Raw genomic sequence first — 24,791 nt, 5'->3', positions numbered from 1 at the left:
GGAACAGTGTTAAGTATGCTCAGGGATATCACCCAAGCGGTAGCGAGAGCGAATAGCTTGGAGAGTGCATTAAATATTTTGGTGGCGCAAACGCGTATCGCGATGGCGACGCATTGCTGTTCTATTTATATCCTCGAGCAACAAAACTTGGTGCTATCGGCCACTGAGGGACTTGAAAAGTCCGCAGTCGGCCGAGTCAGTATGCCCCTTTCAGAAGGGTTAGTCGGCTTAGTCGCCCAACGTGAAGAAGCCGTTAATTTGGCTGACGCACGTATTCACCCGCGTTTCAAATTATTCCCCGAAGCTGTTGAAGAAGAGTACCGAGCCTTTTTGGCGGTCCCCATTATTTTTCAAAAGTTGGTTGTTGGCGTCATTGTTGTACAGCAACCTGAAGCTAGACAGTTTAGCGAAAACGAAGAAGCATTTTTGATGACGCTGGCTGCCCAGCTTGCGGTTGTGATCAGAAGTCTGAAGCATAAAGCTGCTATTACGAATGTTCAGCATCAAGTTGTATTTAATGGTGTCACGGCATCGAGTGGCATCGCAATTGCCCATGGTTTAGTGCTCGGTGGCACGATTTCATTGGATCAGCCAGAATTACATTGCGCCGATATTGACAGTGAATTACGCCGACTTAAACATGCCATGCAACGCTGCAGTGATATGTTGTCTTCTATTTCACAGCGTTTTGAGCGCGAAAAGTCGGGCGATGTAGCCTCTATTTTTACCGCATTCCAATTACTACTCGACGAGTCTAGCTTAGGCGGCGAATATGCGCGCGAAGTTGCACTTGGTTGGCAGTCAGAGTCGGCAGTGAGCCGCGTCTCTCTTCGTTATATTGAACAATTTTTGGCGATGGAAGACCCGTACTTAAAAGAACGGGCTAGCGATATTCGAGAACTCGGCCAAAAAGTGCTACGACAATTGATTGAGCCTGGGCGCTTAGAGGTCGATCCTGATAAGCCGGTTATTTTAGTGGCTAAAGAAGTTGATGCGACATTACTCGCTGAATTTCCAAGGCAAAAGCTAGCGGGGATTGTAACTGAGCGCGGTGGGGTCAATGCCCACGCTGCAATCTTAGCCCGTGCTTTAGGTGTCCCTGCTATTGTGGGCACAGAAGATATTCTGTCAGCGGATATCGATCAAAAATTATTAGTGCTTAATGCAACGCGAGGGCAACTACTCGTTTCACCTTCTCCTGCAGTGATTGAAGAATATCAATTACTGCTTGATGCTGATGTTGAAAAACAAAAGCAATTTTCTGCAGAGTTGAGTTTACCGTCGATTACAACAGACGGTCAGCGGATCCAGCTATATCTCAATGCAGGCTTGTTAAGCGGTATTGCGTCTGAAATTGCTGAAGGTGCCGATGGCATTGGTCTTTATCGTACCGAAATCCCCTTTATGTTACATCAACGCTTTCCGAGTGAGAGTGAACAAATCAATGTTTATCGCCAAGTGCTTAGCGCTGCAGGTGAAAGACCTGTGGTGATGCGCACATTAGATGTGGGTGGAGATAAGCCGTTACCGTATTTTCCGATCAAAGAAGATAATCCGTTTTTAGGATGGCGCGGTATACGTTTGTCGCTCGATCATCCCGAATTATTTTTAGTGCAATTACGCGCTATGTTACAGGCGGGTGGCAAAGGTAATCAGCTGCAAATTTTATTACCTATGGTGAGTAACCTCGATGAGATCGATCAAACCTTGGCTTATCTTGAGCAAGCGTTTACTGAATTAAACCAAGAATTCAACACGATTTTAGTGAGACCTAAAGTGGGTGTCATGCTTGAAGTGCCCGCGTTACTGTATCAATTACAAGACGTGGCTAAACGTGTCGACTTTGTGTCTGTGGGCAGTAACGATTTGACTCAATATCTGTTGGCTGTCGATCGCAATAACCCCAGTGTTAGCTCCTTATTTGACAGTTATCATCCGGGGATCTTACGTGCGCTAAAAATGGCTGTAGATGATTGTAAACGTTATGATTTAGACGTGAGCGTTTGCGGGGAATTAGCCGGTGAACCCTATGGCGCATTATTGTTAGTGGCGATGGGCTACCATAAGTTGAGTATGAACCAAGCCAGTTTAGCCAGGATTAACTATCTACTTAGACGTGTTTCACAGCAAGATTTATCTGAGTTACTTATCATTGTGTTGCGCCAATCTAATGGCCAACAAGTACGAACTTTATTAGCTAATTTTTTACAAAAACATGATTTAGATGATTTAATTAATCCGTAAATAGTCAATGTTATGATGTTTGACGGTATATCGCGCTTATTAAAAGGATGTCGTTATGGATAGTATGCTGCAGGTGTTTATTATTTGTCTGTTGCTTGGTTCAATTGTCGGTTTTTTGGCGGGATTGTTGGGCATTGGTGGTGGGCTCATTATTGTGCCAGCCTTATTATATATCTTACCGTCAGTTGGCGTGAGTGTAGAGCAGTTAACTCACGTCGCGATTGCTACCTCACTAGCGTCCATTATTTTAACGTCTATGTCATCTGCTACTGCTCACCATAAACGCGGTAATGTGCCTTGGGCATTATTTAAACCGATCATGCCTGGAATTGTGGTCGGCTCTTTGGCCTCTGCATTTGTTTCGGAACAAATTTCATCTGCAGATTTACAACAAGCCTTTGCGATATTTGTGGTGTTAATGGCAATACAAATGGCGTTTCCATTTAAGGTTAAAACCGGCGACAACATGCCTAAGTTTGCCGTGCTGTTTGGCATATCCATTGTGATTGCGCTCATTGCTGGTTTAATGGGGATTGGTGGCGGTGTATTGCTGGTGCCTTTCTTAAGTTATTGCGGATTACAAATGCGCCAAGCCGTTGGATTTTCATCGGTAACGGGTATGTTTATTGCAATTTCTGGCACCATTGGTTACATCATTGCAGGCTTTGATGCACCAAATTTACCCGAGGGTGCATTTGGGTTTATTTATTTACCTGCACTATGCGGCATCATTATTAGTTCAATATTGTTTGCTCCGCTTGGGGTTAAAGCTGCCAGTTCTTGGCCTACGCCTGTATTGAAAAAAATCTTTGCCTGCTTACTCGTCGTCGTTGGATTAAAACTTTTATTGAGCTAACTCAATAAATCAGTGACGAGTAAAAAAACGCCCTTGTTCAGATGTTGAACAAGGGCGCATTCGTATTAAGTATTACACTGCAAAAGGGTATTTAATGGCATCGTGATGCTCATAGCCTTCTACGCTAAAATCATCCAATGTTACCCAGGTTTCAATGTCGTTTAAGCTGGTGATGTTGGGATTGATAATCAACTTTGGTGAACCAAATGGTTCGCGTGTTAATTGAATATCACGCATCGGCGCCAGTTGATCTTCATAAATATGGGCGTTAACGATTTTATGATATGCCTTGCCAGCTTTGTGGCCAGTTATTTGTGCCATTAAGGCCAGTAATACATATACTTGAATCATATTGAAATTGAGCCCAAGCGGCACATCACAACTGCGTTGAGTGCTATTAAGGTATAAAGTGTCACCTAAGAGCGAAAAATGATGTTCGTACATACAAGGGCGTAGACATCCGAGGTCAAAAGCGCCAGGATGATAAAAAGTTAAGATTTCACCGCGGTTATCAATGCCGTTACTGAGGTCATCGACTATTTGCTGAAGTAAATCAACATGACCCCCAGTCGGTTTTGGAAATGCGCGACCCAGGGCGCCATAAATTAGCCCCATATCATCATGGCCTTTACGGTTTGGGTTATTAAGCCAAGCTTGGTTTTCGTTGGCGTTAGCGTCCCATGTTTTGGTGCCTAATGCTCTAAAGTCAGCTGCATTTTGATAACCTCGTAAATAGCCGAGCACTTCAGCAATGGCTGATTTCCAAAAACTTTTACGCGTGGTAACTAGCGGGAATTGATTGTTTCCAACGTCGTAAACTAAATCGGCGTTAATGACGGTAAGACATTTTTTGTTGGTTCGGGCATTATTGACCCATTCACCTTCATCGACAATGCGTTTGCACAGATCTAAATACTGTTTCATTTGGTTCAATTCCTTTTTTGCTTTTAGCGATTATACCTAATCAATGCAACCAAATCTTTAGGCGCAAAATTTTAATTTAAGGCTTAATTTGAAGAGTAATGCGACAAACACCTCGGTTAAACCGAGTTAACTAGTAGAAAGAATCGATTATGATTGTTTGAATGGATACTGTAGAGTCAATCTATTGTTCATAAAGGAGTGTTATATGGAACGTGCAATTAGAAACTTTGTCAGTCAAGAGTCAGCTGGTGGTATTTTGTTGATGGTCGCTGTGGCCTTGGCAATGTTACTCGCTAATTCGCCTTTAGCGGATTTATATCAGGGCTTCTTGAGTACCGGAGTACAATTGCGTGTAGGCGAGCTAGACATCAATAAGCCACTATTACTCTGGATTAACGATGGCTTGATGGCATTATTCTTTTTACTCATTGGCCTTGAAGTTAAACGCGAGCTGTTAGAAGGCGCGCTTTCAAGTGTTGCGAAAGCTTCTTTACCGAGTTTTGCCGCGATTGGCGGTATGGTATTTCCTGCATTATTTTATTTGGCGTTTAATTACACGAATCCAGAAACCCAAGTGGGTTGGGCTATTCCTGCTGCAACGGATATTGCGTTTGCGTTAGGTATTATGGCGCTTTTGGGTAGCCGAGTGCCCGTGGCATTAAAAGTGTTTTTATTGGCGTTGGCTATCATTGATGATTTAGGCGTAATTGTGATCATTGCGCTGTTTTACAGCACTGATTTATCTATGATGAGTTTAATTATTGCTGCTGTGTCTATTGTACTAATGGTGGCTCTGAACCGCAGAGGTGTAAGTGCTATCACGCCTTATGCAATAGTGGGTTTTGTATTGTGGGTTGCGGTATTGAAATCAGGCGTTCATGCAACATTAGCTGGCGTTATTATTGCATTTTGTATTCCATTACGAGACAAAGCAGGTGCTTCGCCATCAGGGCGTTTAGAGCATAAATTACATCCTTGGAGTACCTTTTTGATTCTACCGGTATTCGCTTTTGCTAACGCTGGTTTGTCATTGACCAATATGTCTTTCGAGTCATTCGCAGAACCGATTACGTTAGGCATCATGATGGGATTGATGTTTGGTAAACCGATTGGAGTATTATTATTTAGCTACGCGGCAGTGAAACTTAAATTAGCCGAATTACCTCCGGGAATTGGTTGGAACCAGATTATCCCCGTTGCAGTAATGTGTGGTATTGGCTTCACTATGTCAGTCTTTATTGCGTCGTTAGCATTTGAACATTCACCAGCAGCATATGGTGATTATGCAAGATTAGGCATTTTAACAGGATCGTTATTTGCAGCGCTGATTGGTTATTTTTGGTTAGCCAAAGTTCTGCCTAAGAAAGGAGAAAACCATGAAACTATTTAAATTATCCCTAGGGTTATTACTGAGTGCGTTTGTTATCCCAGCTTCAGCAAACTCGTTTGATGTTTGTTTAAAGTCATCAGAGTCGGCTACGTGTCAGAGTTATTTAGAGGGTGTTGTCGATGGTGCGCTGATGTACCGCGACAATCAGGCTAAAAAACGTATTGACCCTAATAACTATGAATCGCGGGCACTAAAATACCGTGCTGGTAAACGCTATCAAACTGCCAATGTTAATTACTGCTCAAGCCACATATTAATTAAAGAAGAAGTGGTTTCTGCGTTAACGGAGCAAGTGTCATTAAACAATGTGAGTAATAGCGATGAGTTGGAAACCGTTATTACCAGTTTAATGGATTGCCCACGACCTAAGTAACGATTGTGCAATACAAACGCAGCCTAAAGGCTGCGTTTTTGTATAAGCATTTATCGCGAAAATACTCAATTATTTGCCATCGTAGTTTTTTGCTATAGTAGAGTGATTAATTTTTTAGGTTTTTGAATGATATGCAGCATTTAAACTATAACCATCTGTATTATTTTTGGATGGTACAAAAAAAAGGCTCGGTGACTAAAGCGGCCGAAGCTCTGTGTCTTGCACCGCAAACCATCACAGGGCAAATACGTGCACTAGAAGAGCGTCTGAAAGGGTCGCTTTTCAAACGTGTCGGACGAAATTTGGTCGCGACTGAGTTAGGTGAGTTGGTTTTTCGCTATGCAGATAAAATGTTTAGCCTGAGTTATGAAATGCTCGATTTACTCAATTATCAAAAAGATGATTCACTGTTATTTGAGGTGGGTATTGCGGATGCGTTATCTAAAGCGTTAGTCAGCAGAGTATTGTTAACCGTTATCCCTAATGACGGATCGGTGCATCTAGCGTGTTATGAGTCGACTCATGAAAGCCTTATCGAGCGTTTGCGCGAGCATAAATTAGATATGATTTTATCGGATTGTGCTGGTGGGTCATTAAAGTACCCTGAAATTCTGTCAAAAAAATTAGGTGAATGTGGTATCAGCTTTTTTGCTGCAGAAGCATCAACACTGCCTTTCCCTGCTTGTCTTGAAGAGCGTAAATTGCTTATTCCGGGTAAGCGCACATCACTTGGGCAGCAATTACATCGTTGGTTTGCTGAAAAAAACCTAAACGTAAATATATTAGGCGAGTTTGATGATGCCGAGATGATGAAGGCGTTTGGTTATTTTAATCGAGGCATTTTTGTCGCACCGTCTATTTATCGTCATGATATACTGTCACAAGGAATGGTTTTACTTGGTGAAACCAGCGATATTCAAGAAGAGTATCATGTCATGTTTGCTGAGCGCATGATCCAACATCCGGCGGTTAAATCATTATTAGCCACTGATTTTGGTGATTTGTTTGCTGGGTTAGATCTACAAGTACAAAGTTTTGAACATCGTATTAGCTAGTAGGCATCAGGAGATTTGTGTTGGAATTAATGAATATTGCTCGTGTTCGTTGGGCATGCCGTCGCGGAATGTTAGAATTAGATGTCTTGTTTCAACCGTTTGTTGAAGCACAATATGAAACATTGAGCGATGCTGACAAGCAAACGTTTATCCGCTTATTAGAATGTGAAGACCCTGAGTTATTTGCTTGGTTTATGGGCCATGAACAATGCCCTGACGCGCAATTAGCCGATATGGTAGTGAAAGTCCGTGGACGAGCCGCACCTTAAGGCTTCTGCAACTTCTACCCGCTCTTTTAGCACTCATCAGCATCAATTTGCGTTGAGTGCTTCATTTCTATATCGATTTGCTCTGGTGTGTTTTTTTGCCGTTATGTTGTGCAGTTTTTTAGCTTGGCCAGACTCTTCATCATCTTTATATTTATTTATACAACGATTACTGGTCATGTTAACTCTAGGGTTGCTGATTTATTGTTGGCGTAAATTAACCTTATGGTATTGCGTGTTGTGCATTGATAATTCTGGTGGCGCAACATTGACAGATGCCGTATCTGAGGTTTGTCGAGTAGAGTTTAGTCGCCACCCGATAGTGAATCCATTAGTGTGTATTATCTTTTTACGAGAGGTAAAAACCGGTGAAAAACGATGGGTGTGGGTATGGCAAGATATGTTAACCGACACAGAGTACCGCACTCTATGTCGGTTGTTATTACAACGTAAACTGGTTCACTAACCCTTCGTGCAGCATTTTGCGACCATGTTTACTGCGTCAATAATTCGCTGCAAAAAAAACGTGAAAGAATAATCTCCCTTAGCGTCCAGGCTGCAAAATAGTTGGCTTGGGGTTATCAATTTGTTCAGGATAGTCGATGTTGTAATGTAAACCGCGGCTTTCTTTACGGTCCATGGCACAACGAATAATCAACTCTGCAACTTGCACTAAATTACGCAGTTCCAGTAAATTATTGCTGACTCTAAAGTTTGAGTAATATTCTTCAATTTCTTGTTGCAGCATCAAACAACGTCTAAGCGCGCGCTCTAATCGCTTATCGGTGCGCACTATGCCAACGTAATCCCACATAAAAAGACGTAATTCGTGCCAGTTATGGGCAATAACAACTTCTTCATCTGAGTTGCTGACTTTACTTTCATCCCAAACAGGTAATGGACAAGGCATGGCAATTTTATGCAGCTGACTTTCAATATCTTGAGAGGCTGCTCGTGCAAACACCAAGCATTCTAATAATGAATTGCTGGCTAAGCGGTTCGCGCCATGTAGGCCTGTATAAGCCACTTCACCAATAGCGTATAAACCGTTGATGTCGGTTTGGCCGTGCAGATCAGTCATCACGCCACCGCAAGTGTAATGGGCAGCAGGCACCGCTGGAATAGGATCTTTAGTAATATCGATACCTAATTCAAGACAACGCTGATAAATGGTTGGGAAATGTTTAATGATAAAATCAGCAGGTTTGTGGCTGATGTCTAAATAAACACAATCTGCCCCGAGTCGTTTCATTTCATAATCGATGGCACGCGCCACAATATCACGCGGTGCTAGTTCTGCACGCTCGTCAAAATCGGGCATAAAACGGCTACCATCAGGGCGACGTAAAAAAGCACCTTCGCCTCGTAAAGCCTCGGTGAGTAGAAAGTTTCGGGCATTGGGGTGAAATAAACACGTAGGATGGAATTGATTAAACTCCATATTAGCGACACGACAACCGGCGCGCCATGCCATGGCTATCCCGTCACCACTGGCGATGTCTGGGTTAGAAGTATATTGATATACTTTTGAACTGCCTCCCGTCGCTAGAGCTACAAACTTTGCTTTGACGGTTTCGACATGCTCTTCATCTCGGTTCCATACATAAGCACCAAGCACTCGATTACCCGGGCGGTTGAGTTTGCGCGTAGTAATTAAATCGATAGCGTTATAACGCTCTAGCACCGTGATATTTGGGTGTGCAAGGGCACGTTCTTGTAATGTGGTTTGTACTGCTTTACCGGTAGCATCTGCTGAATGTAAAATACGCCGATGGCTGTGGCCACCTTCGCGGGTAAGATGGTACGGCATGGCTGCAGTGCTGTCTCCGCCGGCCGTTTCTTCTTTATCAAATGCGACGCCACAGTTAATGAGCCACTGCATTGCACTTTTGGCGTTTTCTGCGGTATAGGTGACAACGGATTTGTCACACAGTCCTGCGCCAGCAATTAAAGTATCACTTACATGAGACTCAATAGTGTCTCCTTCATCAAATACTGATGCGATTCCACCTTGTGCATATAAGGTTGAGCCTTCAGACAAAGGGCCTTTAGAAAGAAGAATTACTTTTGATTTTTCAGCTAGATGTAACGCTAAAGTCAGTCCTGCAGCGCCGCTGCCGATGACCAAAATGTCAGATTGGTGTTCAACTGCTTGTTTCATCAGGTATCATGGTGTGGCCAAGTGGTTTGATTATAGTAAATCAAATTATCTAGGCTGGGTACTTTTACAGCGTGTTTTATTGCGGTTTTGCTTAGTTATTTTAATTACATCTCAAAATAATTAACTTTTTTTAATTCAATATCGAACTTTTTTCATATCAGTGAGTCTACTTATATGAACAGGATTCGAGCGACTGAGAAATCAGTATTACAGATTTAGGAGTAGTCGGCTCGGATGAGTGGACAATATAGTGATCAACAATTAGTTGAACGAGTACAGCAAGGCGATAAAAACGCATTCAACCTGTTAGTGCTAAAGTATCAAAATAAAGTGATGAGTTTGATTTCTCGATATATTCGCAACCAAGCGGATGTTCAAGATGTAACACAAGAAGCCTTTATTAAAGCATATAGAGCGTTAGCGAATTTTCGTGGTGAGAGTGCATTTTATACTTGGTTGTACCGTATTGCGGTAAACACCGCAAAAAACCATCTTACTTCACAAGGGCGCAGAGCACCTGCAAACGATGTTGATATTGAAGATGCAGAATATTATGAAGGTAGTGATGCGTTAAAAGAGTTTGCATCACCCGAGCGTTTATTAATGAAAGATCAAATGAGTAAAGTGATCTTCGACACGCTTGATACCTTGCCAGAAGAATTAAAAATGGCGATATCGCTCAGAGAGTTAGACGGTATGAGTTACGAGGATATTGCCAGTATTATGGATTGCCCAGTAGGAACAGTAAGGTCTCGTATCTTCCGAGCCCGCGAAGCAATCGACAAACAGCTCCAGCCTTTGCTGGAAAAGTAACTGCCTTAACGTTAAATAGGTGAAAAATGCTTAAATCAAGTCAAGAATGGGTATCTGCAGCAGTTGATGGTGAAACCGATGAAAACTCATTGGCACAACTTTCTGCTGACGTTGATTCACATGCACAATGGCAACGTTATCACATGATAGGTGATACGATGCGCGGTGAATTACCCGCGACCATTGACTTAGACCTTTCTGCTAGCATTATGGCGGCAATTGAGCTTGAACCGACAATTATAGCCCCTAAAGCTCAGCTCAAAGCGTCGACAGAGCAAGTTGCTTCTAGTCCTGCTAAAACCAGCAATGTTGTGCCATTTTTCAAACAGTTTGGCCAATATGCTATCGCAGCGACAGTTGCTATGGTAGCCATTGTGGGTGTGCAATCTTTTAATCAAACTAATGATGCTGAGTCGCCACTACCGGTATTAACAACACGTCCTTTAGTGGGTACCGTGTCGCCTGTGAGTTATCAAACTGGGGCAGTACAAAGCCAGCAAAATTACTCAAACGATCAAGTGATTGAACAACGTCGTCGTATTAATGCTTATATTCAAGACCATATGTTGCAACAACGCTTGAATCCAGGTGTGGTTATCGACGAAAATAACAATCAAGATGCTGCGGTTAAACCTTAATCCGTAGCGAAACCTTGCCTCATCATTCTTAGGAGTTAGCTTGCGCCTTATCCTGCTAGCACTGTTAGTTTTAACCTTTCCAACACACGCTGAAGAAGATTTATCTGCAAAAGCTTGGCTTAAAAACATGAGCCAAGCGTTACAAGATAAACAATTCAAAGTCTCTATTATTCAACTTCAAGCCGATCATATACGTCCACTGGTTTACATACATGGTATCGTTGATAATCAAGAAGTTGCATTACTTGAATATCTCAATGGCCCACCTAAAAATGCAGTTAGGGTGGGGAATCGCGTTACTTTTATTGAACATGATCAACCCGCGTACAGCGTCAGTGCCCCACGAATTCAAGGTGTATGGCCTGCTGCGTTAGCCGGTGATATTAGCCAACTTGAAAAAGGCTATCAATTTGTCATAGGCGGGCGCAGTCGTATTGCTGGTCGTCCAGGCCAAATGATCCGTTTATTGGCTAACGATGAAAATCGTTATGATGCGCAAGTTTGGGTCGATATGGACACTTACTTACCGCTTAGATTTGATACGCTAAATAAAGAAAAACAACTACTTGAACAAACTATGGTGGTTGAGTTAGTGGAGCTTACTGAGCCTGCCAATATTTTGATCGAAGCTGCTAAGCAAGATTGGCCAGCGGTAATCAATCAAGCAGAGCGTACAGATGGTAAAAATTGGCAATTTACTTGGCTACCACAGGGATTTGATGTGGTAGTGCGTGATCATCATCGTCTGATCGGGATACACGAACCTGTCGAGTATGTTGCGTTAACCGATGGATTAGCCAATATTTCAGTTTATGTGGCTCGCTCAGGTGAAAACCCGATGCCGAATGAATTGCTCACCCGTAATGGTTTATCTATGGTGGTTGTCAAGGTAGGGACGCTTGAAGTGGTCGCTATTGGTAAGGTTCCTTCAGAAACGCTAGAGCGTATAGCAAACAGTTTGGTGTTAAAGTAGCCCCCTCAAGATTAAAGCATCTATAAAATGATGCTTTAATCTATTACTTAAAGCCTTAATTCCCCTCGTGTTGTTTTTTCTATATCTATACTACTGGTGCAGGAATAACATCGTGCGGAAAGGAATAACCGTGTTATTTCGCTTTGTGTTAATATTGTGTCATCCAAGGTTATAGGTCGTTTTATGAGCCAATCAACAGTGCCACAATCAACATCTTCACAATCAACAATGATGGAAGAAATTGCTCGAGTGGTTGATTATCAACAAGGCTGGGCTACCGTTGAAGTTGAATTAAAAAGTGCCTGTAATCATTGTGCCAGTAGTGAAAACTGCGGTACATCAACGATTGCCAAAGCTTTTTCAGTAAAAACGCAACGTTTTTCATTACCTGCTGATAAACCTTGCCGCGAAGGCGACTTACTGAAAGTTGGTTTGCCTGAAAGTGTGATTATCAAAGCTGCCGCATTAGTCTATTTATTACCTTTGCTTGGTTTATTTGTCTTTGCCACATTTGGTCATTTATTTGCTGCTGGGCTCGATTTAAGCACGAACGCGTTTGCGATGGTTTTTGGTGCGATTGGCGCTGTCATCGCTTGGTTTATCGGCAAACGTTTAGCCAGTAAAATAGAAATGGATGCATCGCCAGTGATCATTGCCTATTTAGGTCAAGAAGTCGGTGTTATTCGTGCTCATCAAGCCTAAATCAGTCATATTTCGGTAAGTTAATACTTAATTCCTGCTTTAACAGGCCCTATTAGGGCTATAATCAACCACATAAACTTGGCATTTTGACCTATCTTAGCGGCAAAATAGAGACTATTGCTGAATCTGATTGGTATTGCCCCCCTAATCAGGTACAATTTGCCACCTTAATTTTAATCAAATTTAGTAGTAGTCATTGCAGCATAATGAAACACATTAGAAACTTCTCGATTATTGCCCATATCGACCATGGTAAATCAACTTTATCCGATCGCCTGATCCAGGTATGTGGCGGCTTAACTGACCGTGAAATGGCTGCACAGGTTTTAGATTCAATGGATCTAGAACGTGAGCGTGGCATTACGATTAAAGCCCAAAGCGTAACACTTGATTACCATGCAAAAGATGGTAATACCTATCAATTAAACTTTATTGACACCCCCGGCCACGTTGACTTCTCTTATGAAGTATCACGTTCGCTTGCCGCGTGTGAAGGTGCATTATTAGTTGTTGATGCTGGACAAGGTGTAGAAGCCCAAACACTTGCAAACTGTTACACCGCACTAGATATGAATCTAGACGTTGTCCCTATTCTTAATAAAATTGACTTACCACAAGCTGAGCCTGATCGCGTCGCTGCTGAAATTGAAGATATTGTCGGTATTGATGCCAAAGACGCAGTGCGTTGTTCTGCTAAAACGGGTATTGGTGTCGATCTTGTTTTAGAAGAAATTATTGCCAAAATTCCACCTCCAGTTGGTGATGAGAATGCGCCATTACAAGCATTGATTATTGATTCATGGTTTGATGCCTACCTTGGTGTTGTTTCTTTAGTGCGTATTAAACATGGCGTATTGAAAAAAGGCGACAAGTTTAAAGTGATGTCGACCGGTATAAACTACAATGCTGACCGTGTAGGTATTTTTACGCCCAAAGAAAAAGATACACCGGAACTGCGCGCAGGCGAAGTGGGTTATGTTATTTCGGGTATTAAAGAAATTCACGGTGCACCAGTGGGTGATACGTTAACTCACGCAAAAAATGGTGCCGACAAACCGTTACCAGGATTCAAAAAGGTCACGCCACAGGTTTATGCCGGTGTATTCCCTATTTCGACTGACGAATACGAAAACTTCCGTGATGCGCTAAACAAGCTGAGCTTGAATGATGCGTCGCTGTTTTTTGAACCAGAAACCTCGAGCGCGCTCGGTTTTGGTTTCCGTATCGGTTACTTGGGCTTACTCCACATGGAGATTGTTCAAGAGCGTTTAGAGCGTGAATACAACCTCGATTTGATCACCACTGCACCGACGGTAGTGTACGAAGTTGTGATGAACAATGGCGATATTGTTTATGTTGATAATCCGTCGGATTTGCCAGCTCTTAATAATATCGAAGAGCTACGTGAGCCGATAGTTGAAGCCAATATTCTCGTACCAAAAGAATACTTAGGTAATGTGATTACTTTATGTATTGAAAAGCGTGGCTCGCAAACCAATATGGTTTATCACGGCAACCAAGTGGCAGTGACTTATCACTTACCAATGGCCGAAGTGGTAATGGACTTCTTTGACCGTCTAAAATCAACCAGTCGTGGTTATGCTTCACTCGAATATAACTTTATTCGTTTTGACGCGGCAGACATGGTGCGTTTAGACATCTTAATCAACGGCGACCGTGTCGATGCTTTAGCGATGATTATTCACCGCTCTAACATTCGTCATCGTGGTTTAGCACTCGTTGAAAAGATGAAAGAGCTGATCCCGCGCCAAATGTTTGATATTGCCATTCAGGCCGCTGTAGGCAGTCAGATTATTGCGCGTTCAACGATTAAAGCATTACGTAAAGACGTTACCGCTAAATGTTATGGTGGCGACGTATCGCGTAAGAAGAAACTGCTTAACAAGCAGAAAGAAGGTAAAAAACGCATGAAGCAAGTGGGTAACGTTGAAGTGCCACAAGAGGCATTCTTAGCGGTACTTAAACTAAACGATTAATTATAATTAATTGTTTTAATTTGCTTAATAACGCCGCGCATTGCGGCGTTATCGTTATTTTTACTATATATTTTGTAACACTCAACAGGGTGAATGTTTATTCGTTAATCACCATACTGGAATGAGTTAAATTGGGTTATTACCCAAATCATATGGAAACATTTACATCATCCTGCAGGAGATAAATCAGTAATGGCAGCCTATTTTTCACTTATTTTAGTGCTCGTAACCTTAGGTAGTGGTCTTATCTGGTTGATTGACGTTATATTTTTTGCGCCTAAACGCCGTGAAAAGCTGGCATTAGCTCAAGCGAACTCAAATCAATTGAGTGCTGATGCGATTGATAAAATTGTCCGTGAACCGATTTTAGTGGAAACCGCGCATTCTATCTTTCCGGTTATCGCATTTGTGATGATTTTACGTTCATTTATTTATGAACCCTTTCAAATACCCTCTGGTTCAATGATGCCAACATTGCTTGTTGGTGATTTTATTTTGGTTGAAAAATTCAGCTATGGTTTACGTGACCCAGTATGGCGTAGCAAATTAGTGGAAACCGGTGAGCCTGAGCGCGGTGATGTGTTCGTATTCAAATACCCTGAAAATCCAAAAATTGACTACATTAAACGTGTAGTGGGTTTACCAGGTGACAAGATTATTTACCGTAATAAGCAGTTAATGATTCAAGCAGCCTGTGACACAGCTACCGATTGCGCCGCGCCTAAAGTGATTGAACATACTGAGCTAAACCGTGGTGAATTTAGCCAAAACGATACGCCATTAATTCGGTTAAGTGAGCAGTTAGGCGATGTTCAACATGACATTTTGATTAATCCAGCGCGTCCTGATTTTAGACAACACTTTTATCCTCAGCCAGGCTTGCCTGCTGGAGAGTTTGTTGTTCCTAAAGGAATGTATTTTGCGATGGGTGATAACCGCGATAACAGCACTGACAGTCGTTTTTGGGGCTTCGTGCCTGAAGAAAACTTAGTCGGCAAAGCGGTTGCTATTTGGATTAGTTTTGAATTTGACCGCACCCCGAATGACTGGTTACCTACTTGGGTACCAACTGGTGTGCGTTTTGATAGAGTAGGTGGAATACATTGATGGAACCCATTAAAAATTTGCCGCGTTTGTGCCGTACTTTAGGTTACGAGTTTAACAATGTTGAGTTACTTACTCAGGCATTAACTCATCGTAGCGCAGCAAATAAACATAATGAGCGTTTAGAGTTTTTAGGTGATTCGATTTTATCGATAGTGATTTCGGATGCGTTATATCACCAATTTCCGAAGGCGACTGAAGGTGACTTAAGCCGCATGCGCGCAACCTTAGTTAAAGGTGACACGCTGACGTTAATCGCCAAAGAGTTTAAACTCGGTGACTATTTGTTTTTAGGTCCAGGCGAGCTAAAAAGCGGCGGGTTTAGACGTGAGTCAATTCTGGCTGATGCTGTAGAAGCTATTATTGGTGCCGTATACCTTGATGCCAACCTTGATGTTTGCCGTGGTCTATTATTGAGTTGGTATGAAGAAAGATTAGCAAATATTAAACCAGGGATTAATCAAAAAGATCCTAAAACCATTTTACAAGAGCACTTACAAGGCTTTAAAAAGCCATTGCCTGATTATCAGGTTGTTGCTGTAGAAGGTGAAGCGCATGATCAAACCTTCACGGTAGAATGTAAAATTAGCGAATTGAATCAAGTTGTCACTGGTGTGGCAAGTTCTAGAAGAAAAGCTGAACAGCTAGCCGCTGCTCAGGTATTGGAGTTACTGAATAAATGACAAAAAAAACAGACTTGCCAGCAGGTGCTAATCAAGAACCTAGCTTAGATGAACTGCTGGCAAGGATGAACCAAGCAGCCCCAACCGCCGCCGCAAAATTTGATGTGACATATTGTGGCATGGTGGCTATTGTCGGTCGTCCTAACGTAGGCAAATCGACACTTTTAAACAAGTTGCTTGGCCAAAAAGTCAGTATTACTTCTAAAAAACCGCAAACGACTCGTCATCGTATTATGGGTATTCATACTGATGGCCCTGGCCAAATCGTGTTTATTGATACCCCAGGTTTACACATTGAAGAAAAACGCGCCATTAACCGTTTAATGAACCGTGCAGCAGCCAGTTCATTGGCTGATGTTGCAATGGTAATCTTTGTGGTCGACGGCATGACCTGGACCGCAGACGATGAAATGGTATTACAAAAGCTCAAGCATCGTAACGATGACCGAAAAATCATTTTAGCGATTAATAAAGTCGATAATATTAAAGATAAGGAAAAGCTATTTCCTTATCTAACTGAGCTTGCTCAGAAGTTTGATTTTGATGAGATTTTGCCAATTTCAGCCAGTAAAGGCACTAACGTGCAACGCATTTTAGAGATGGCTCGTGAGTCGTTACCTGAAGCGCCGTTTTACTTCCCAGAAGACTACGTTACTGATCGTTCGCAACGTTTTATGGCCTCTGAAATTGTTCGTGAAAAGCTTATGCGCTTTTTAGGCGATGAACTGCCTTATGATGCCACAGTTGAAATCGAGCAATTTAAAATGATGGACAACGGTGTCTATCAAATTAACGCACTGATTTTAGTTGAGCGAGAAGGCCAAAAACGCATGGTCATAGGCAATAAAGGTGAGCGAATTCGTACCATTGCCACTCAATCACGCCTTGATATGGAAACGTTATTCGACAATAAAGTGTTTCTTGAAGTCTGGGTGAAAGTGAAATCAGGTTGGGCTGATGACGAACGAGCTTTAAGAAGTTTAGGTTATGGCGATGACTAAGTCGCCAACGTTCCTTATATTCGTTATTTTGTAGGCATGGCCACTATGAAACGTGGCTATGTGTTACATCATCGACCCTTTCGCGAGTCGAGTGTGATTGTCAATTTATTGATAGAAGGCGTGGGGCGAGTCGATGCCATTACCCGAATGGGTTCAGGCAAACGGTCAATTAAAAGTATTTTACAACCATTTCAACCGCTGATTATTCAATTTAGTGCTCAATCTGAAGCCAAAAACCTCGGCTTAAAAAACATTACCCAAATAGAGTCTGCTGCCCCAGCGATGCCATTAACCGGTGATAGTTTATATTCCGGCTTTTATCTTAATGAATTATTGGTACGATTATTATCAGTAGAGCATCAGGCTGAAGGGCTTTTTTTAGCGTATCATCGTGCGTTAATGTCACTTGCTAAAGGTTTTTGCTCCAGCCATTTACGTTATTTTGAAATGGCATTATTACTTGAGCTAGGTGCTTTCCCCTCATTGAATTACGACTCTCAAGGCCATGAGCTAGAGGCGCAATGCAGCTATAGGTTTGTTGCGCAAAGTGGTTTCTTACCCGTGGTGCAAACCAAAGAGTCGAGTTTCACGCACGGTAAAGGCTGTTTATCAGGCGCAATGTTGTTAGCATTGGCATCGCACGACTTACAAACAGATCATCTTAATCAAGCAAAGGGCTTAATGCGTTATTTGTTGACGCCTTTGTTGGGAAACAAGCCCTTATTAAGCCGGCAATTATTTACCAAAAATGCACAATAAAGCTTTTCTTATTATGACGTGAACCAAGTACAATTTAGTTCGTACAAGATCACGGTAAGTCCAATTCTTCGTTTATTAATATTAAGGAGCTCGGTGTGAGCGGAATTTTATTAGGCATTAACATCGATCATATCGCCACTTTACGTCAAGCTCGTGGCACTAATTATCCCGACCCAGTTCATGCAGCCGCTGTCGCTGAACATGCAGGTGCTGATGGTATTACGATTCACTTACGCGAAGACCGCCGTCACATTCAAGACCGCGATGTTTACTTATTAGCAAAAACCCTTAAAACACGCATGAACTTTGAGTTTGCTGTTACTGAAGAAATGATTGCTATCGCGTGTGATATAAAGCCTGCATACGCGTGTTTAGTCCCCGAAAAACGTGAAGAGTTAACGACTGAAGGCGGTTTGGACGTAGCAGGGCAGTTAGACAAAATCACCTCAGCTGTGACCCGTTTAGCTGAACAAGGCATTAAAGTTTCGCTTTTTATTGACGCAGATAAAACCCAAATTGACGCTGCCGTTGCTGTGGGCGCACCTTACATAGAAATCCATACAGGTTGTTATGCTGATGCACAAACCGATGCAGAACAAGCTCAAGAACTCGCACGCATTACCGAAATGGCAAGCTATGCTCACAGTAAAGGCTTAGTAGTGAATGCAGGGCATGGCTTGCATTATCATAATGTTAAAGCGATAGCGGCTATTCCTGAATTGTATGAATTAAATATTGGTCATGCGGTAGTGGCTCGAGCTGCAATTGATGGTTTAGAAACGGCTGTGCGTGATATGAAAAAATTGATGCTGGAAGGTCGTAGAGGCGAATAATGGCAATTGTGGGTATTGGTACCGATATTGTTGAGATAGCCCGTATACATGAGCAGCGTGAACGCCTAGGTGACAGATTGGCTAAACGTGTACTCACAGAGCCTGAGCTCGCAATATACATGCAGTCTAAGCAAGCAGAGCGTTTTTTAGCAAAGCGCTTTGCTGCTAAAGAAGCCGCCGCTAAAGCGTTAGGCACAGGTATTGGTCGAGGGGTTTCGTTTCAGCATATCCACATCGACAATGATGCCAATGGTGCTCCGATGATCCGGTTTACTGACGGTGCACTTGCTCGTTTAACACAACTTGGTGGCAGTAGAGGGTTTATCAGTATTGCTGATGAACAACATTATGCGGTAGCCACTGTAGTATTAGAGCGTTAATTTACCATTACTTTTCCATATAAAGGCGCATAGGCGCCTTTTTTTGTACCTTTTAAAACTAAGTAAACTAGGTTAAATTAACAAGATAACAACAACTAATAACATGAGACTCGAGATGAAATCGGCAGTAGAACAATTATCAACTTATAAAAGCGTTCATTTAAACCCTAAAAATATACGCACTCATTTTGTCGGTGTTCCAATGATTATTTGGTCGGCATTTTTGATGTTCGGTACACTGCGGTTAGCATGGCAGGACTATCAAGTGAGTGTAGCTATGGTATTAACATTGGTAGTATTAGCTTACTACATGATGCTACATGTGCGCTTAGCCCTAGGGTTAGTGTTGTTTATTATACCGGTACTTTATACCACTGAAATGGTGGTTCATACTGAACACCCTATGTTGATTGCCTTAAGTGTTTTTGCGTTAGGTTGGGTCATTCAATTTGTTGGTCATAAATATGAAAAAGCCAAACCTGCTTTTATGGATGATTTAAATCAACTGTTAATAGGTCCATTTTTCTTGATGGCAGAACTCTATTTTATGTTCGGTTGGGAAAAAGACCTCGCAGCAAAAATTAAACCACTTGCCCGAGATAAACGCCGCGCTTTAGAAGCGAAATTACATGGCTAATATCGAATAAAAACGGCTTCATTAAGACACAAAAAAGGCGCTCAATGCGCCTTTTTTGTTGCTTGTTAACCAATGTTGCTGAGGTTATTCATCATCATTCTCAGCAGCTTTAATGTCTAAATGACTAGGTAACACTCTTACTGCTTTAATCATGTTATCAGCCACTTCAATCACTTCTAAATGGTAACCTGCAATACGCAAGCTGGTATTGGCAGCAGGAATGTCTTCGAGAAACTCGATGATAAGACCGTTAAGGGTTTTAGGGCCATCGATAGGAAAATTCCATTTCATTTCTTTATTGAGGTCACGAATGTTTATCGTTGCGTCAATTAAGAAACTGCCATCTTGTTGGATGTTAATGTCTTCACTTGGCGTGGTAACCATTGACGTTGTAAAGTCACCAACAATTTCTTCTAGAATATCTTCCAGAGTCACTAAACCTTGAATGTCGCCATATTCATCAACGACCAAACCAATGCGTTCTTTGTTTTGTTGGAAGTTTGTCAGCTGTACGTTCAGCGGCGTGCCTTCTGGTATAAAGTACAACTCTTTTACTGCGCGAAGCAAAGAGGACTTACTGAATTGTTCTTTAGATTGTAAGCGTAACGCATCGCGTAAGTGAATAAAGCCTACGGCATCATCAATGTTGTCACGGTAAACCAACACACGCGTATGAGGACTTTGAATCACCATTTTATTGATCAACTTAAAGTCATCATTAACGTTAATCGCGTAAATGTCAGAACGCGAAATCATAATGTCTTCAACAGTGACTTTCTCTAAATCAAGAATAGATAACAACATTTCTTGGTGACGCTGTGGAATGAGTGCGCCAGCTTCGTGTACAACCGTACGTAACTCTTCTTGGCTTAATGCGTCACTTGTTTTAACAGTTTTAATACCCATTAGGCGTAAAAAACCTGAAGTGATTAAGTTAATTGCTTTAACAAAAGGTGATAGCAATACTAAAAGCCAGCCTAATATCACACTCGAGGGAAATGCTATTCGCTCAGGGTGCAACGCCGCAAATGTCTTAGGGGTTACTTCAGCAAAAACTAACACAACAATAGTTAATACACCGGTTGCAATCGCCACGCCCATATCGCCAAATAAACGCATACCAATAATAGTTGCTATGGCAGAAGCTAGAATGTTTACCAGGTTATTACCGATGAGGATTAGACCGATGAGCCGATCAGGACGATCAAGCAGCTTTAAAGCGCGCTGTGCTCCGCGATGACCACTGCCAGCAAGATGCCTCAATCGATAACGGTTTAAGGTCATCATTGCAGTTTCTGAACCAGAGAAATAAGCAGAAATGATAATTAAAACTGCAAGAAAAATAAAAAGTGCGCTGGTAGATATAGCGTCCAAAAAGGGGCCCCATTAATACATTAAAGTTGGTAAATATCACCAATACATAAAATTTGAACAGTCATTATTTATTAATGACTGTTTGTGTCAAGTTATCTTATTTGATGAATCAATGATAAACAGCTTGTTATCTGGCTGTTAAGTTACAAAGCTAACTTAATATCAGTTCTTTAACAATTCTTGCACCAAAATAGGCCAACGACAGTAAACCTGCGCCAGATAAACTATAGATAACAGCGGTACGAATTCTACAGCCTACGGTATATTGTTGCCACAACATAATGGCATAAACTACCCACGCTATCATTGATAGTATGGCTTTATGGCCTTTACCATCTACAAACATGTCATCTAAATATACAAATCCAGTCACCAAAGACAAACTTAACAACACAAATCCGATAATAATTAAATGATAAAGCTGCCTCTCAACCGTCATTAATGGCGGCATTGCTGGGCTCATCATCATTTGTTTCTTTTTAAGCTTATTTTGGATAAATGACAATTGAATAGCATATAACGCGGCTATCATCAGGGCGCTGTAAGCCATTAAAGAGAGCACAACATGAGCTAAAATTTCAGGATGAAGCTCGAAGTGGGTCATATATTGTGGTGGCAGTAACCATAACAATGCCACAGACAACACTGAGCAGGCATAGACCACAGGGACAACAATAATCACTTTTAAACGCGGCATAGTGATAGTAAAGGTGAAAGCGATAATCCAATTCACCAATGAAATCACATTGGTTAGGCTAAAATTTTGGCCATCAACTGTAAATATGGCATTTGATAACGCAAAGCCATGCAACACCACTGCAATACTAGACGCTATCATTACCGCTCTGCGGTTAGGGCCTTGTGCATGAAATAGTCTGCTGGTGACTAACACTAAAGCAATGCAATAAAACAGCATGGCGCCAGCTGAAAAAATAACCATTTGAAATCAACCTGTCAAAGTAATGAAAGCGTCGCTGAAAAAGCGGTAAGCGCGATAAAAATATTGCCGACGCACCGCAATCTCATTATTTGTCTTAGATTAACATGATCACCCCCTAATATGGCAGTGACCTGAGGCTCAAAATTTAACAGTATCTTACCCTTAGCTGCAAATAATTTACCTAATCACGATAACTGATCGCCGCAAGTATCGTAATTTAGAGTGGCTTGGGTATAATAGCCACAATTATCGATATGCTGAAAAGAGCTGGCCAATGTTTGAAAATTTATCCGACAGACTGTCACGCACACTAAAAAACATTAGTGGCCGTGGTCGCTTAACAGAAGACAACATTAAAGAAACCTTGCGTGAAGTGCGTATGGCGCTGCTTGAAGCAGATGTCGCTTTACCTGTTGTTAGAGAATTCGTTAACAGCGTAAAAGAACGCGCTGTAGGTCAAGAAGTATCAAAAAGCTTAAGCCCTGGGCAAGCTTTTATTAAAATCGTCCAAAGTGAGCTTGAAAAAGCCATGGGTGAGTCTAACGAAGCGTTAGATTTAGCGGCGATACCGCCAGCCGTTATTATGATGGCTGGTTTACAAGGTGCGGGTAAAACCACCTCTGTCGCTAAGCTAGGTAAGTTCCTACGTACGCGTCACAAAAAATCTGTGTTAGTGGTCAGTGCTGACGTATACCGTCCAGCGGCAATTAAACAGTTAGAAACGTTAGCATTAGAAGTTGACGTTGAATTTTTTCCATCAGATGTTAGTCAAAAGCCAGTAGATATTGCTAAAGCGGCAATTAGCTACGCCAAGCTTAAATTTATTGATGTGGTGATTGTCGATACGGCAGGTCGCCTACACGTCGATGAAGCCATGATGGATGAAATCAAACAACTCCATGCTACGGTTAAACCGGTAGAAACCTTGTTCGTGGTCGACGCAATGACCGGGCAAGATGCGGCCAATACCGCTAAAGCATTTAATGAAGCATTACCGCTAACCGGTGTTATTTTAACTAAGGTAGACGGCGATGCGCGTGGTGGTGCGGCGTTATCTATCCGTAACATTACCGGTAAACCAATTAAATTTTTAGGTGTCGGTGAAAAAACTGATGCGTTAGAACCGTTCCATCCAGACCGTATTGCGTCACGCATTTTAGGTATGGGTGATGTGTTGTCACTGATTGAAGAAGTTGAACGCGGTGTCGATAAAGACAAAGCAATGAAACTTGCTTCAAAAGTAAAATCGGGTGGCAGCTTTGACCTAGAAGATTTTCGTGAGCAATTACAGCAAATGAAAAACATGGGCGGCATGATGAACATGCTTGAAAAGTTACCTGGTGTAGGTCAATTACCACCAGAGGCTTTAGCTCAAGTCCAAGACGGCAAAATGACCGGTCAAATGGAAGCCATCATCAACTCGATGACAGCCAAAGAGCGTAAAAACCCAGACTTAATCAAAGGGTCTCGTAAACGCCGAATCGCATTAGGTTCTGGCACTCAAATTCAAGACGTTAACCGTTTATTAAAACAGTTTACCCAAATGCAGAAAATGATGAAAAAGATGTCTGCAAAGGGTGGCATGAAGAAGATGATGCGCGGAATGAGCGGAATGTTACCTCCTGGGATGAAATTTCCAGGACGTTAATTGAGCCATCTTTTATACATAAATGCAGTTAATTAATACATACATCAGTTGGTTAGGTTATGTCTTTACAATTAAGGTCGCTAAATCGGTGATTTAAAAATCATCAGATTTGGTTGCAATAGTTCAAAAGTCAGGTAAAATCTTCCGGCTTTCTTTCTGGGACTCTTCGCGAACACGGAGTTCCAGTTTTTATTTTTGCTTCTAGCAAATCATTAGAGGAATAAAACGCATGGTTACCATTCGTTTAGCTCGTGGCGGCGCAAAAAAGCGTCCATTTTACAATATCGTTGTTGCTGATAGCCGCAATGCTCGTGACGGTCGTTTCATCGAACGTGTAGGTTTTTTCAATCCATTGGCTCGTGGCCAAGAAGAAACTTTACGTTTAGATCTTGATCGTGTTGAGCACTGGGTTGCTACTGGCGCTGCAACATCTGAGCGTGTTGCAAAACTGATCAAAGACGCACGTAAAGCTGCTGCTTAATTGCGTATTAAAAAGGTATAGATAGATGAGCGATAACCAACAGCCAATCGTACTGGGTAAATTAGGATCCAGTCATGGTATTAAAGGTTGGCTTAAAATCACTTCCTATGCCGATTCTGTTGAAGGTATTTTTGATTATTCGCCTTGGTTGATTAAAGAACAAGGTGTTTGGCGTGAAGTTAAGGTCGCGCAGTGGCGTTTTCAAGGTAAGGCACTGGTTGCTGAACTTGAAGGTGTTAACTCTCGAGAGCATGCGCAAATGCTCACAAATTGTGAAATTGCGATTTTGCCAGAACAAATGAAAGACCTCGCTGATGATGAATTTTATCACCGAGATCTTATCGGCTGTGAAGTGACCAATATAAACGGCTATAACATGGGTATTGTCGACCAGATCGTGGAAACAGGATCAAACGACGTACTTCTGATTAAAGCTAACGCTAAAGATGCCTTCGGCAAAGTGGAACGTATGGTCCCCTTTGTCCCCGAGCAATTCATCAAACAGGTGAATTTGCAAGAGAAACAGATTTTAGTGGACTGGGATCCTGACTTCTAAGTC

Annotated in this window: 26 protein-coding genes; 22 read left to right on the top strand and 4 right to left on the bottom strand. The window is 42.0% G+C overall.

Features of this window, described 5'->3' with window-relative positions; translation table 11 throughout:
• Nucleotides 1-6: 6 nt before the first annotated feature.
• Together ptsP and ACROAE_RS02330 are read left to right on the top strand one after the other, a co-directional pair.
• Nucleotides 7-2,244 (top strand): phosphoenolpyruvate--protein phosphotransferase, encoded by a 2,238-nt coding sequence (ptsP, locus tag ACROAE_RS02335; RefSeq protein ID WP_432399319.1) that lies wholly within the window; start codon nt 7-9, stop codon nt 2,242-2,244.
• Between the two features lie 55 nt (nt 2,245-2,299).
• Nucleotides 2,300-3,100: a sulfite exporter TauE/SafE family protein gene (locus ACROAE_RS02330; RefSeq protein ID WP_432399318.1), complete on the top strand. Its 801-nt coding sequence runs from the start codon at nt 2,300-2,302 to the stop codon at nt 3,098-3,100.
• A gap of 72 nt (nt 3,101-3,172) precedes the next feature.
• On the opposite strand, the gene ACROAE_RS02325 is transcribed toward ACROAE_RS02330, so the two are convergent.
• Entirely contained in the window at nt 3,173-4,024 is an 852-nt protein-coding gene (locus tag ACROAE_RS02325; RefSeq protein ID WP_432399317.1) for a thymidylate synthase, read from the bottom strand.
• Nucleotides 4,025-4,229: 205 nt separating this feature from the next.
• Between ACROAE_RS02325 and nhaA the strand changes: the two genes are divergently transcribed.
• The 5 genes from nhaA (at nt 4,230) to ACROAE_RS02300 (ending at nt 7,574) form a co-directional block, all read left to right on the top strand.
• The gene (gene nhaA, locus ACROAE_RS02320) at nt 4,230-5,414 is read left to right on the top strand and encodes a Na+/H+ antiporter NhaA (protein WP_432399316.1); all 1,185 of its coding nucleotides are present in this window, start codon (nt 4,230-4,232) and stop codon (nt 5,412-5,414) included.
• On the top strand, nt 5,401-5,787 hold the full coding sequence (locus ACROAE_RS02315; RefSeq protein WP_432399315.1) for a hypothetical protein: 387 nt from the start codon (nt 5,401-5,403) through the stop codon (nt 5,785-5,787). Before nhaA ends, ACROAE_RS02315 begins: the two co-directional genes overlap by 14 nt.
• Nucleotides 5,788-5,918: 131 nt before the next feature.
• Nucleotides 5,919-6,842, top strand: coding sequence for a transcriptional activator NhaR (gene nhaR / locus ACROAE_RS02310; RefSeq protein ID WP_432399314.1), 924 nt, complete (start codon nt 5,919-5,921; stop codon nt 6,840-6,842).
• Between the two features lie 20 nt (nt 6,843-6,862).
• Complete coding sequence (locus ACROAE_RS02305; protein ID WP_432399501.1) at nt 6,863-7,111, top strand: succinate dehydrogenase assembly factor 2; 249 nt, start codon at nt 6,863-6,865, stop codon at nt 7,109-7,111.
• Complete coding sequence (locus ACROAE_RS02300) at nt 7,092-7,574, top strand: protein YgfX (protein WP_432399313.1); 483 nt, start codon at nt 7,092-7,094, stop codon at nt 7,572-7,574. Before ACROAE_RS02305 ends, ACROAE_RS02300 begins: the two co-directional genes overlap by 20 nt.
• Before the next feature lie 78 nt (nt 7,575-7,652).
• On the opposite strand, the gene nadB is transcribed toward ACROAE_RS02300, so the two are convergent.
• Nucleotides 7,653-9,269: an L-aspartate oxidase gene (gene nadB, locus ACROAE_RS02295; RefSeq protein WP_432399312.1), complete on the bottom strand. Its 1,617-nt coding sequence runs from the start codon at nt 9,267-9,269 to the stop codon at nt 7,653-7,655.
• A 234-nt stretch (nt 9,270-9,503) separates the two neighbouring features.
• Here nadB and rpoE point away from each other — a divergent pair, with 234 nt between their 5' ends.
• The 12 genes from rpoE (at nt 9,504) to ACROAE_RS02235 (ending at nt 19,789) form a co-directional block, all read left to right on the top strand.
• On the top strand, nt 9,504-10,082 hold the full coding sequence (rpoE, locus tag ACROAE_RS02290; RefSeq protein ID WP_432399311.1) for an RNA polymerase sigma factor RpoE: 579 nt from the start codon (nt 9,504-9,506) through the stop codon (nt 10,080-10,082).
• Between the two features lie 26 nt (nt 10,083-10,108).
• On the top strand, nt 10,109-10,720 hold the full coding sequence (locus ACROAE_RS02285; RefSeq protein ID WP_432399310.1) for a sigma-E factor negative regulatory protein: 612 nt from the start codon (nt 10,109-10,111) through the stop codon (nt 10,718-10,720).
• Nucleotides 10,721-10,760: 40 nt separating this feature from the next.
• Complete coding sequence (locus ACROAE_RS02280) at nt 10,761-11,693, top strand: MucB/RseB C-terminal domain-containing protein (RefSeq protein ID WP_432399309.1); 933 nt, start codon at nt 10,761-10,763, stop codon at nt 11,691-11,693.
• Nucleotides 11,694-11,921: 228 nt separating this feature from the next.
• A complete protein-coding gene (locus tag ACROAE_RS02275; protein ID WP_432399500.1) occupies nt 11,922-12,395 on the top strand; it encodes a SoxR reducing system RseC family protein in 474 nt (157 codons plus the stop codon).
• Between the two features lie 206 nt (nt 12,396-12,601).
• Nucleotides 12,602-14,392 carry a translation elongation factor 4 gene (lepA, locus tag ACROAE_RS02270; protein WP_432399308.1) on the top strand — a complete coding sequence of 597 codons (1,791 nt, stop codon included), beginning with the start codon at nt 12,602-12,604 and terminating at the stop codon, nt 14,390-14,392.
• A 192-nt stretch (nt 14,393-14,584) separates the two neighbouring features.
• The gene (gene lepB, locus ACROAE_RS02265; RefSeq protein ID WP_432399307.1) at nt 14,585-15,499 is read left to right on the top strand and encodes a signal peptidase I; all 915 of its coding nucleotides are present in this window, start codon (nt 14,585-14,587) and stop codon (nt 15,497-15,499) included.
• Nucleotides 15,499-16,179: a ribonuclease III gene (gene rnc / locus ACROAE_RS02260; RefSeq protein WP_432399306.1), complete on the top strand. Its 681-nt coding sequence runs from the start codon at nt 15,499-15,501 to the stop codon at nt 16,177-16,179. The genes lepB and rnc overlap by 1 nt, the downstream gene beginning before the upstream one ends.
• Entirely contained in the window at nt 16,176-17,180 is a 1,005-nt protein-coding gene (gene era / locus ACROAE_RS02255) for a GTPase Era (protein WP_432399305.1), read from the top strand. The genes rnc and era overlap by 4 nt, the downstream gene beginning before the upstream one ends.
• A 45-nt stretch (nt 17,181-17,225) precedes the next feature.
• Complete coding sequence (recO, locus tag ACROAE_RS02250) at nt 17,226-17,939, top strand: DNA repair protein RecO (protein WP_432399304.1); 714 nt, start codon at nt 17,226-17,228, stop codon at nt 17,937-17,939.
• A 95-nt stretch (nt 17,940-18,034) separates the two neighbouring features.
• A complete protein-coding gene (gene pdxJ / locus ACROAE_RS02245) occupies nt 18,035-18,772 on the top strand; it encodes a pyridoxine 5'-phosphate synthase (RefSeq protein WP_432399303.1) in 738 nt (245 codons plus the stop codon).
• On the top strand, nt 18,772-19,152 hold the full coding sequence (acpS, locus tag ACROAE_RS02240; RefSeq protein WP_432399302.1) for a holo-ACP synthase: 381 nt from the start codon (nt 18,772-18,774) through the stop codon (nt 19,150-19,152). Before pdxJ ends, acpS begins: the two co-directional genes overlap by 1 nt.
• Before the next feature lie 115 nt (nt 19,153-19,267).
• Nucleotides 19,268-19,789, top strand: a complete 522-nt coding sequence (locus ACROAE_RS02235; RefSeq protein ID WP_432399301.1) for a DUF962 domain-containing protein — start codon at nt 19,268-19,270, stop codon at nt 19,787-19,789.
• Between the two features lie 84 nt (nt 19,790-19,873).
• Here ACROAE_RS02235 and ACROAE_RS02230 read toward each other — a convergent pair whose 3' ends face one another.
• Together ACROAE_RS02230 and ACROAE_RS02225 are read right to left on the bottom strand one after the other, a co-directional pair.
• Complete coding sequence (locus tag ACROAE_RS02230) at nt 19,874-21,163, bottom strand: HlyC/CorC family transporter (protein WP_432399300.1); 1,290 nt, start codon at nt 21,161-21,163, stop codon at nt 19,874-19,876.
• Between the two features lie 151 nt (nt 21,164-21,314).
• Nucleotides 21,315-22,103 carry a cytochrome C assembly family protein gene (locus ACROAE_RS02225; protein WP_432399299.1) on the bottom strand — a complete coding sequence of 263 codons (789 nt, stop codon included), beginning with the start codon at nt 22,101-22,103 and terminating at the stop codon, nt 21,315-21,317.
• Between the two features lie 274 nt (nt 22,104-22,377).
• On the opposite strand from ACROAE_RS02225, the gene ffh reads away from it, so the two are divergent.
• The 3 genes from ffh to rimM all read left to right on the top strand — a co-directional run bounded on the left by ffh (nt 22,378) and on the right by rimM (nt 24,788).
• Nucleotides 22,378-23,751 carry a signal recognition particle protein gene (ffh, locus tag ACROAE_RS02220; protein ID WP_188955533.1) on the top strand — a complete coding sequence of 458 codons (1,374 nt, stop codon included), beginning with the start codon at nt 22,378-22,380 and terminating at the stop codon, nt 23,749-23,751.
• Nucleotides 23,752-23,980: 229 nt separating this feature from the next.
• Nucleotides 23,981-24,232, top strand: coding sequence for a 30S ribosomal protein S16 (rpsP, locus tag ACROAE_RS02215; protein ID WP_160053063.1), 252 nt, complete (start codon nt 23,981-23,983; stop codon nt 24,230-24,232).
• Nucleotides 24,233-24,257: 25 nt separating this feature from the next.
• Nucleotides 24,258-24,788: a ribosome maturation factor RimM gene (gene rimM, locus ACROAE_RS02210; RefSeq protein ID WP_160053064.1), complete on the top strand. Its 531-nt coding sequence runs from the start codon at nt 24,258-24,260 to the stop codon at nt 24,786-24,788.
• The last annotated feature ends 3 nt before the right edge of the window (nt 24,789-24,791 follow it).

Origin of the sequence: Shewanella sp. MF05960, assembly GCF_050849305.1 — a bacterium.
Classification (GTDB): Bacteria; Pseudomonadota; Gammaproteobacteria; order Enterobacterales; family Shewanellaceae; genus Shewanella.
Note: the sequence above shows the minus strand (reverse complement) of the source record. Positions and strands in the feature narration are given on the sequence as shown.

Coding starts and splice junctions, on each gene's coding strand:
- ACROAE_RS02330 (WP_432399318.1), top strand. CDS start 2,300: ATGGATAGTATGCTGCAGGTGTTTATTATTTGTCTGTTGCTTGGTTCA.
- ACROAE_RS02325 (WP_432399317.1), bottom strand. CDS start 4,024: ATGAAACAGTATTTAGATCTGTGCAAACGCATTGTCGATGAAGGTGAA.
- nhaA (WP_432399316.1), top strand. CDS start 4,230: ATGGAACGTGCAATTAGAAACTTTGTCAGTCAAGAGTCAGCTGGTGGT.
- ACROAE_RS02315 (WP_432399315.1), top strand. CDS start 5,401: ATGAAACTATTTAAATTATCCCTAGGGTTATTACTGAGTGCGTTTGTT.
- nhaR (WP_432399314.1), top strand. CDS start 5,919: ATGCAGCATTTAAACTATAACCATCTGTATTATTTTTGGATGGTACAA.
- nadB (WP_432399312.1), bottom strand. CDS start 9,269: ATGAAACAAGCAGTTGAACACCAATCTGACATTTTGGTCATCGGCAGC.
- rpoE (WP_432399311.1), top strand. CDS start 9,504: ATGAGTGGACAATATAGTGATCAACAATTAGTTGAACGAGTACAGCAA.
- ACROAE_RS02285 (WP_432399310.1), top strand. CDS start 10,109: ATGCTTAAATCAAGTCAAGAATGGGTATCTGCAGCAGTTGATGGTGAA.
- ACROAE_RS02275 (WP_432399500.1), top strand. CDS start 11,922: ATGATGGAAGAAATTGCTCGAGTGGTTGATTATCAACAAGGCTGGGCT.
- lepA (WP_432399308.1), top strand. CDS start 12,602: ATGAAACACATTAGAAACTTCTCGATTATTGCCCATATCGACCATGGT.
- lepB (WP_432399307.1), top strand. CDS start 14,585: ATGGCAGCCTATTTTTCACTTATTTTAGTGCTCGTAACCTTAGGTAGT.
- rnc (WP_432399306.1), top strand. CDS start 15,499: ATGGAACCCATTAAAAATTTGCCGCGTTTGTGCCGTACTTTAGGTTAC.
- era (WP_432399305.1), top strand. CDS start 16,176: ATGACAAAAAAAACAGACTTGCCAGCAGGTGCTAATCAAGAACCTAGC.
- recO (WP_432399304.1), top strand. CDS start 17,226: ATGAAACGTGGCTATGTGTTACATCATCGACCCTTTCGCGAGTCGAGT.
- acpS (WP_432399302.1), top strand. CDS start 18,772: ATGGCAATTGTGGGTATTGGTACCGATATTGTTGAGATAGCCCGTATA.
- ACROAE_RS02235 (WP_432399301.1), top strand. CDS start 19,268: ATGAAATCGGCAGTAGAACAATTATCAACTTATAAAAGCGTTCATTTA.
- ACROAE_RS02225 (WP_432399299.1), bottom strand. CDS start 22,103: ATGGTTATTTTTTCAGCTGGCGCCATGCTGTTTTATTGCATTGCTTTA.
- ffh (WP_188955533.1), top strand. CDS start 22,378: ATGTTTGAAAATTTATCCGACAGACTGTCACGCACACTAAAAAACATT.
- rpsP (WP_160053063.1), top strand. CDS start 23,981: ATGGTTACCATTCGTTTAGCTCGTGGCGGCGCAAAAAAGCGTCCATTT.
- rimM (WP_160053064.1), top strand. CDS start 24,258: ATGAGCGATAACCAACAGCCAATCGTACTGGGTAAATTAGGATCCAGT.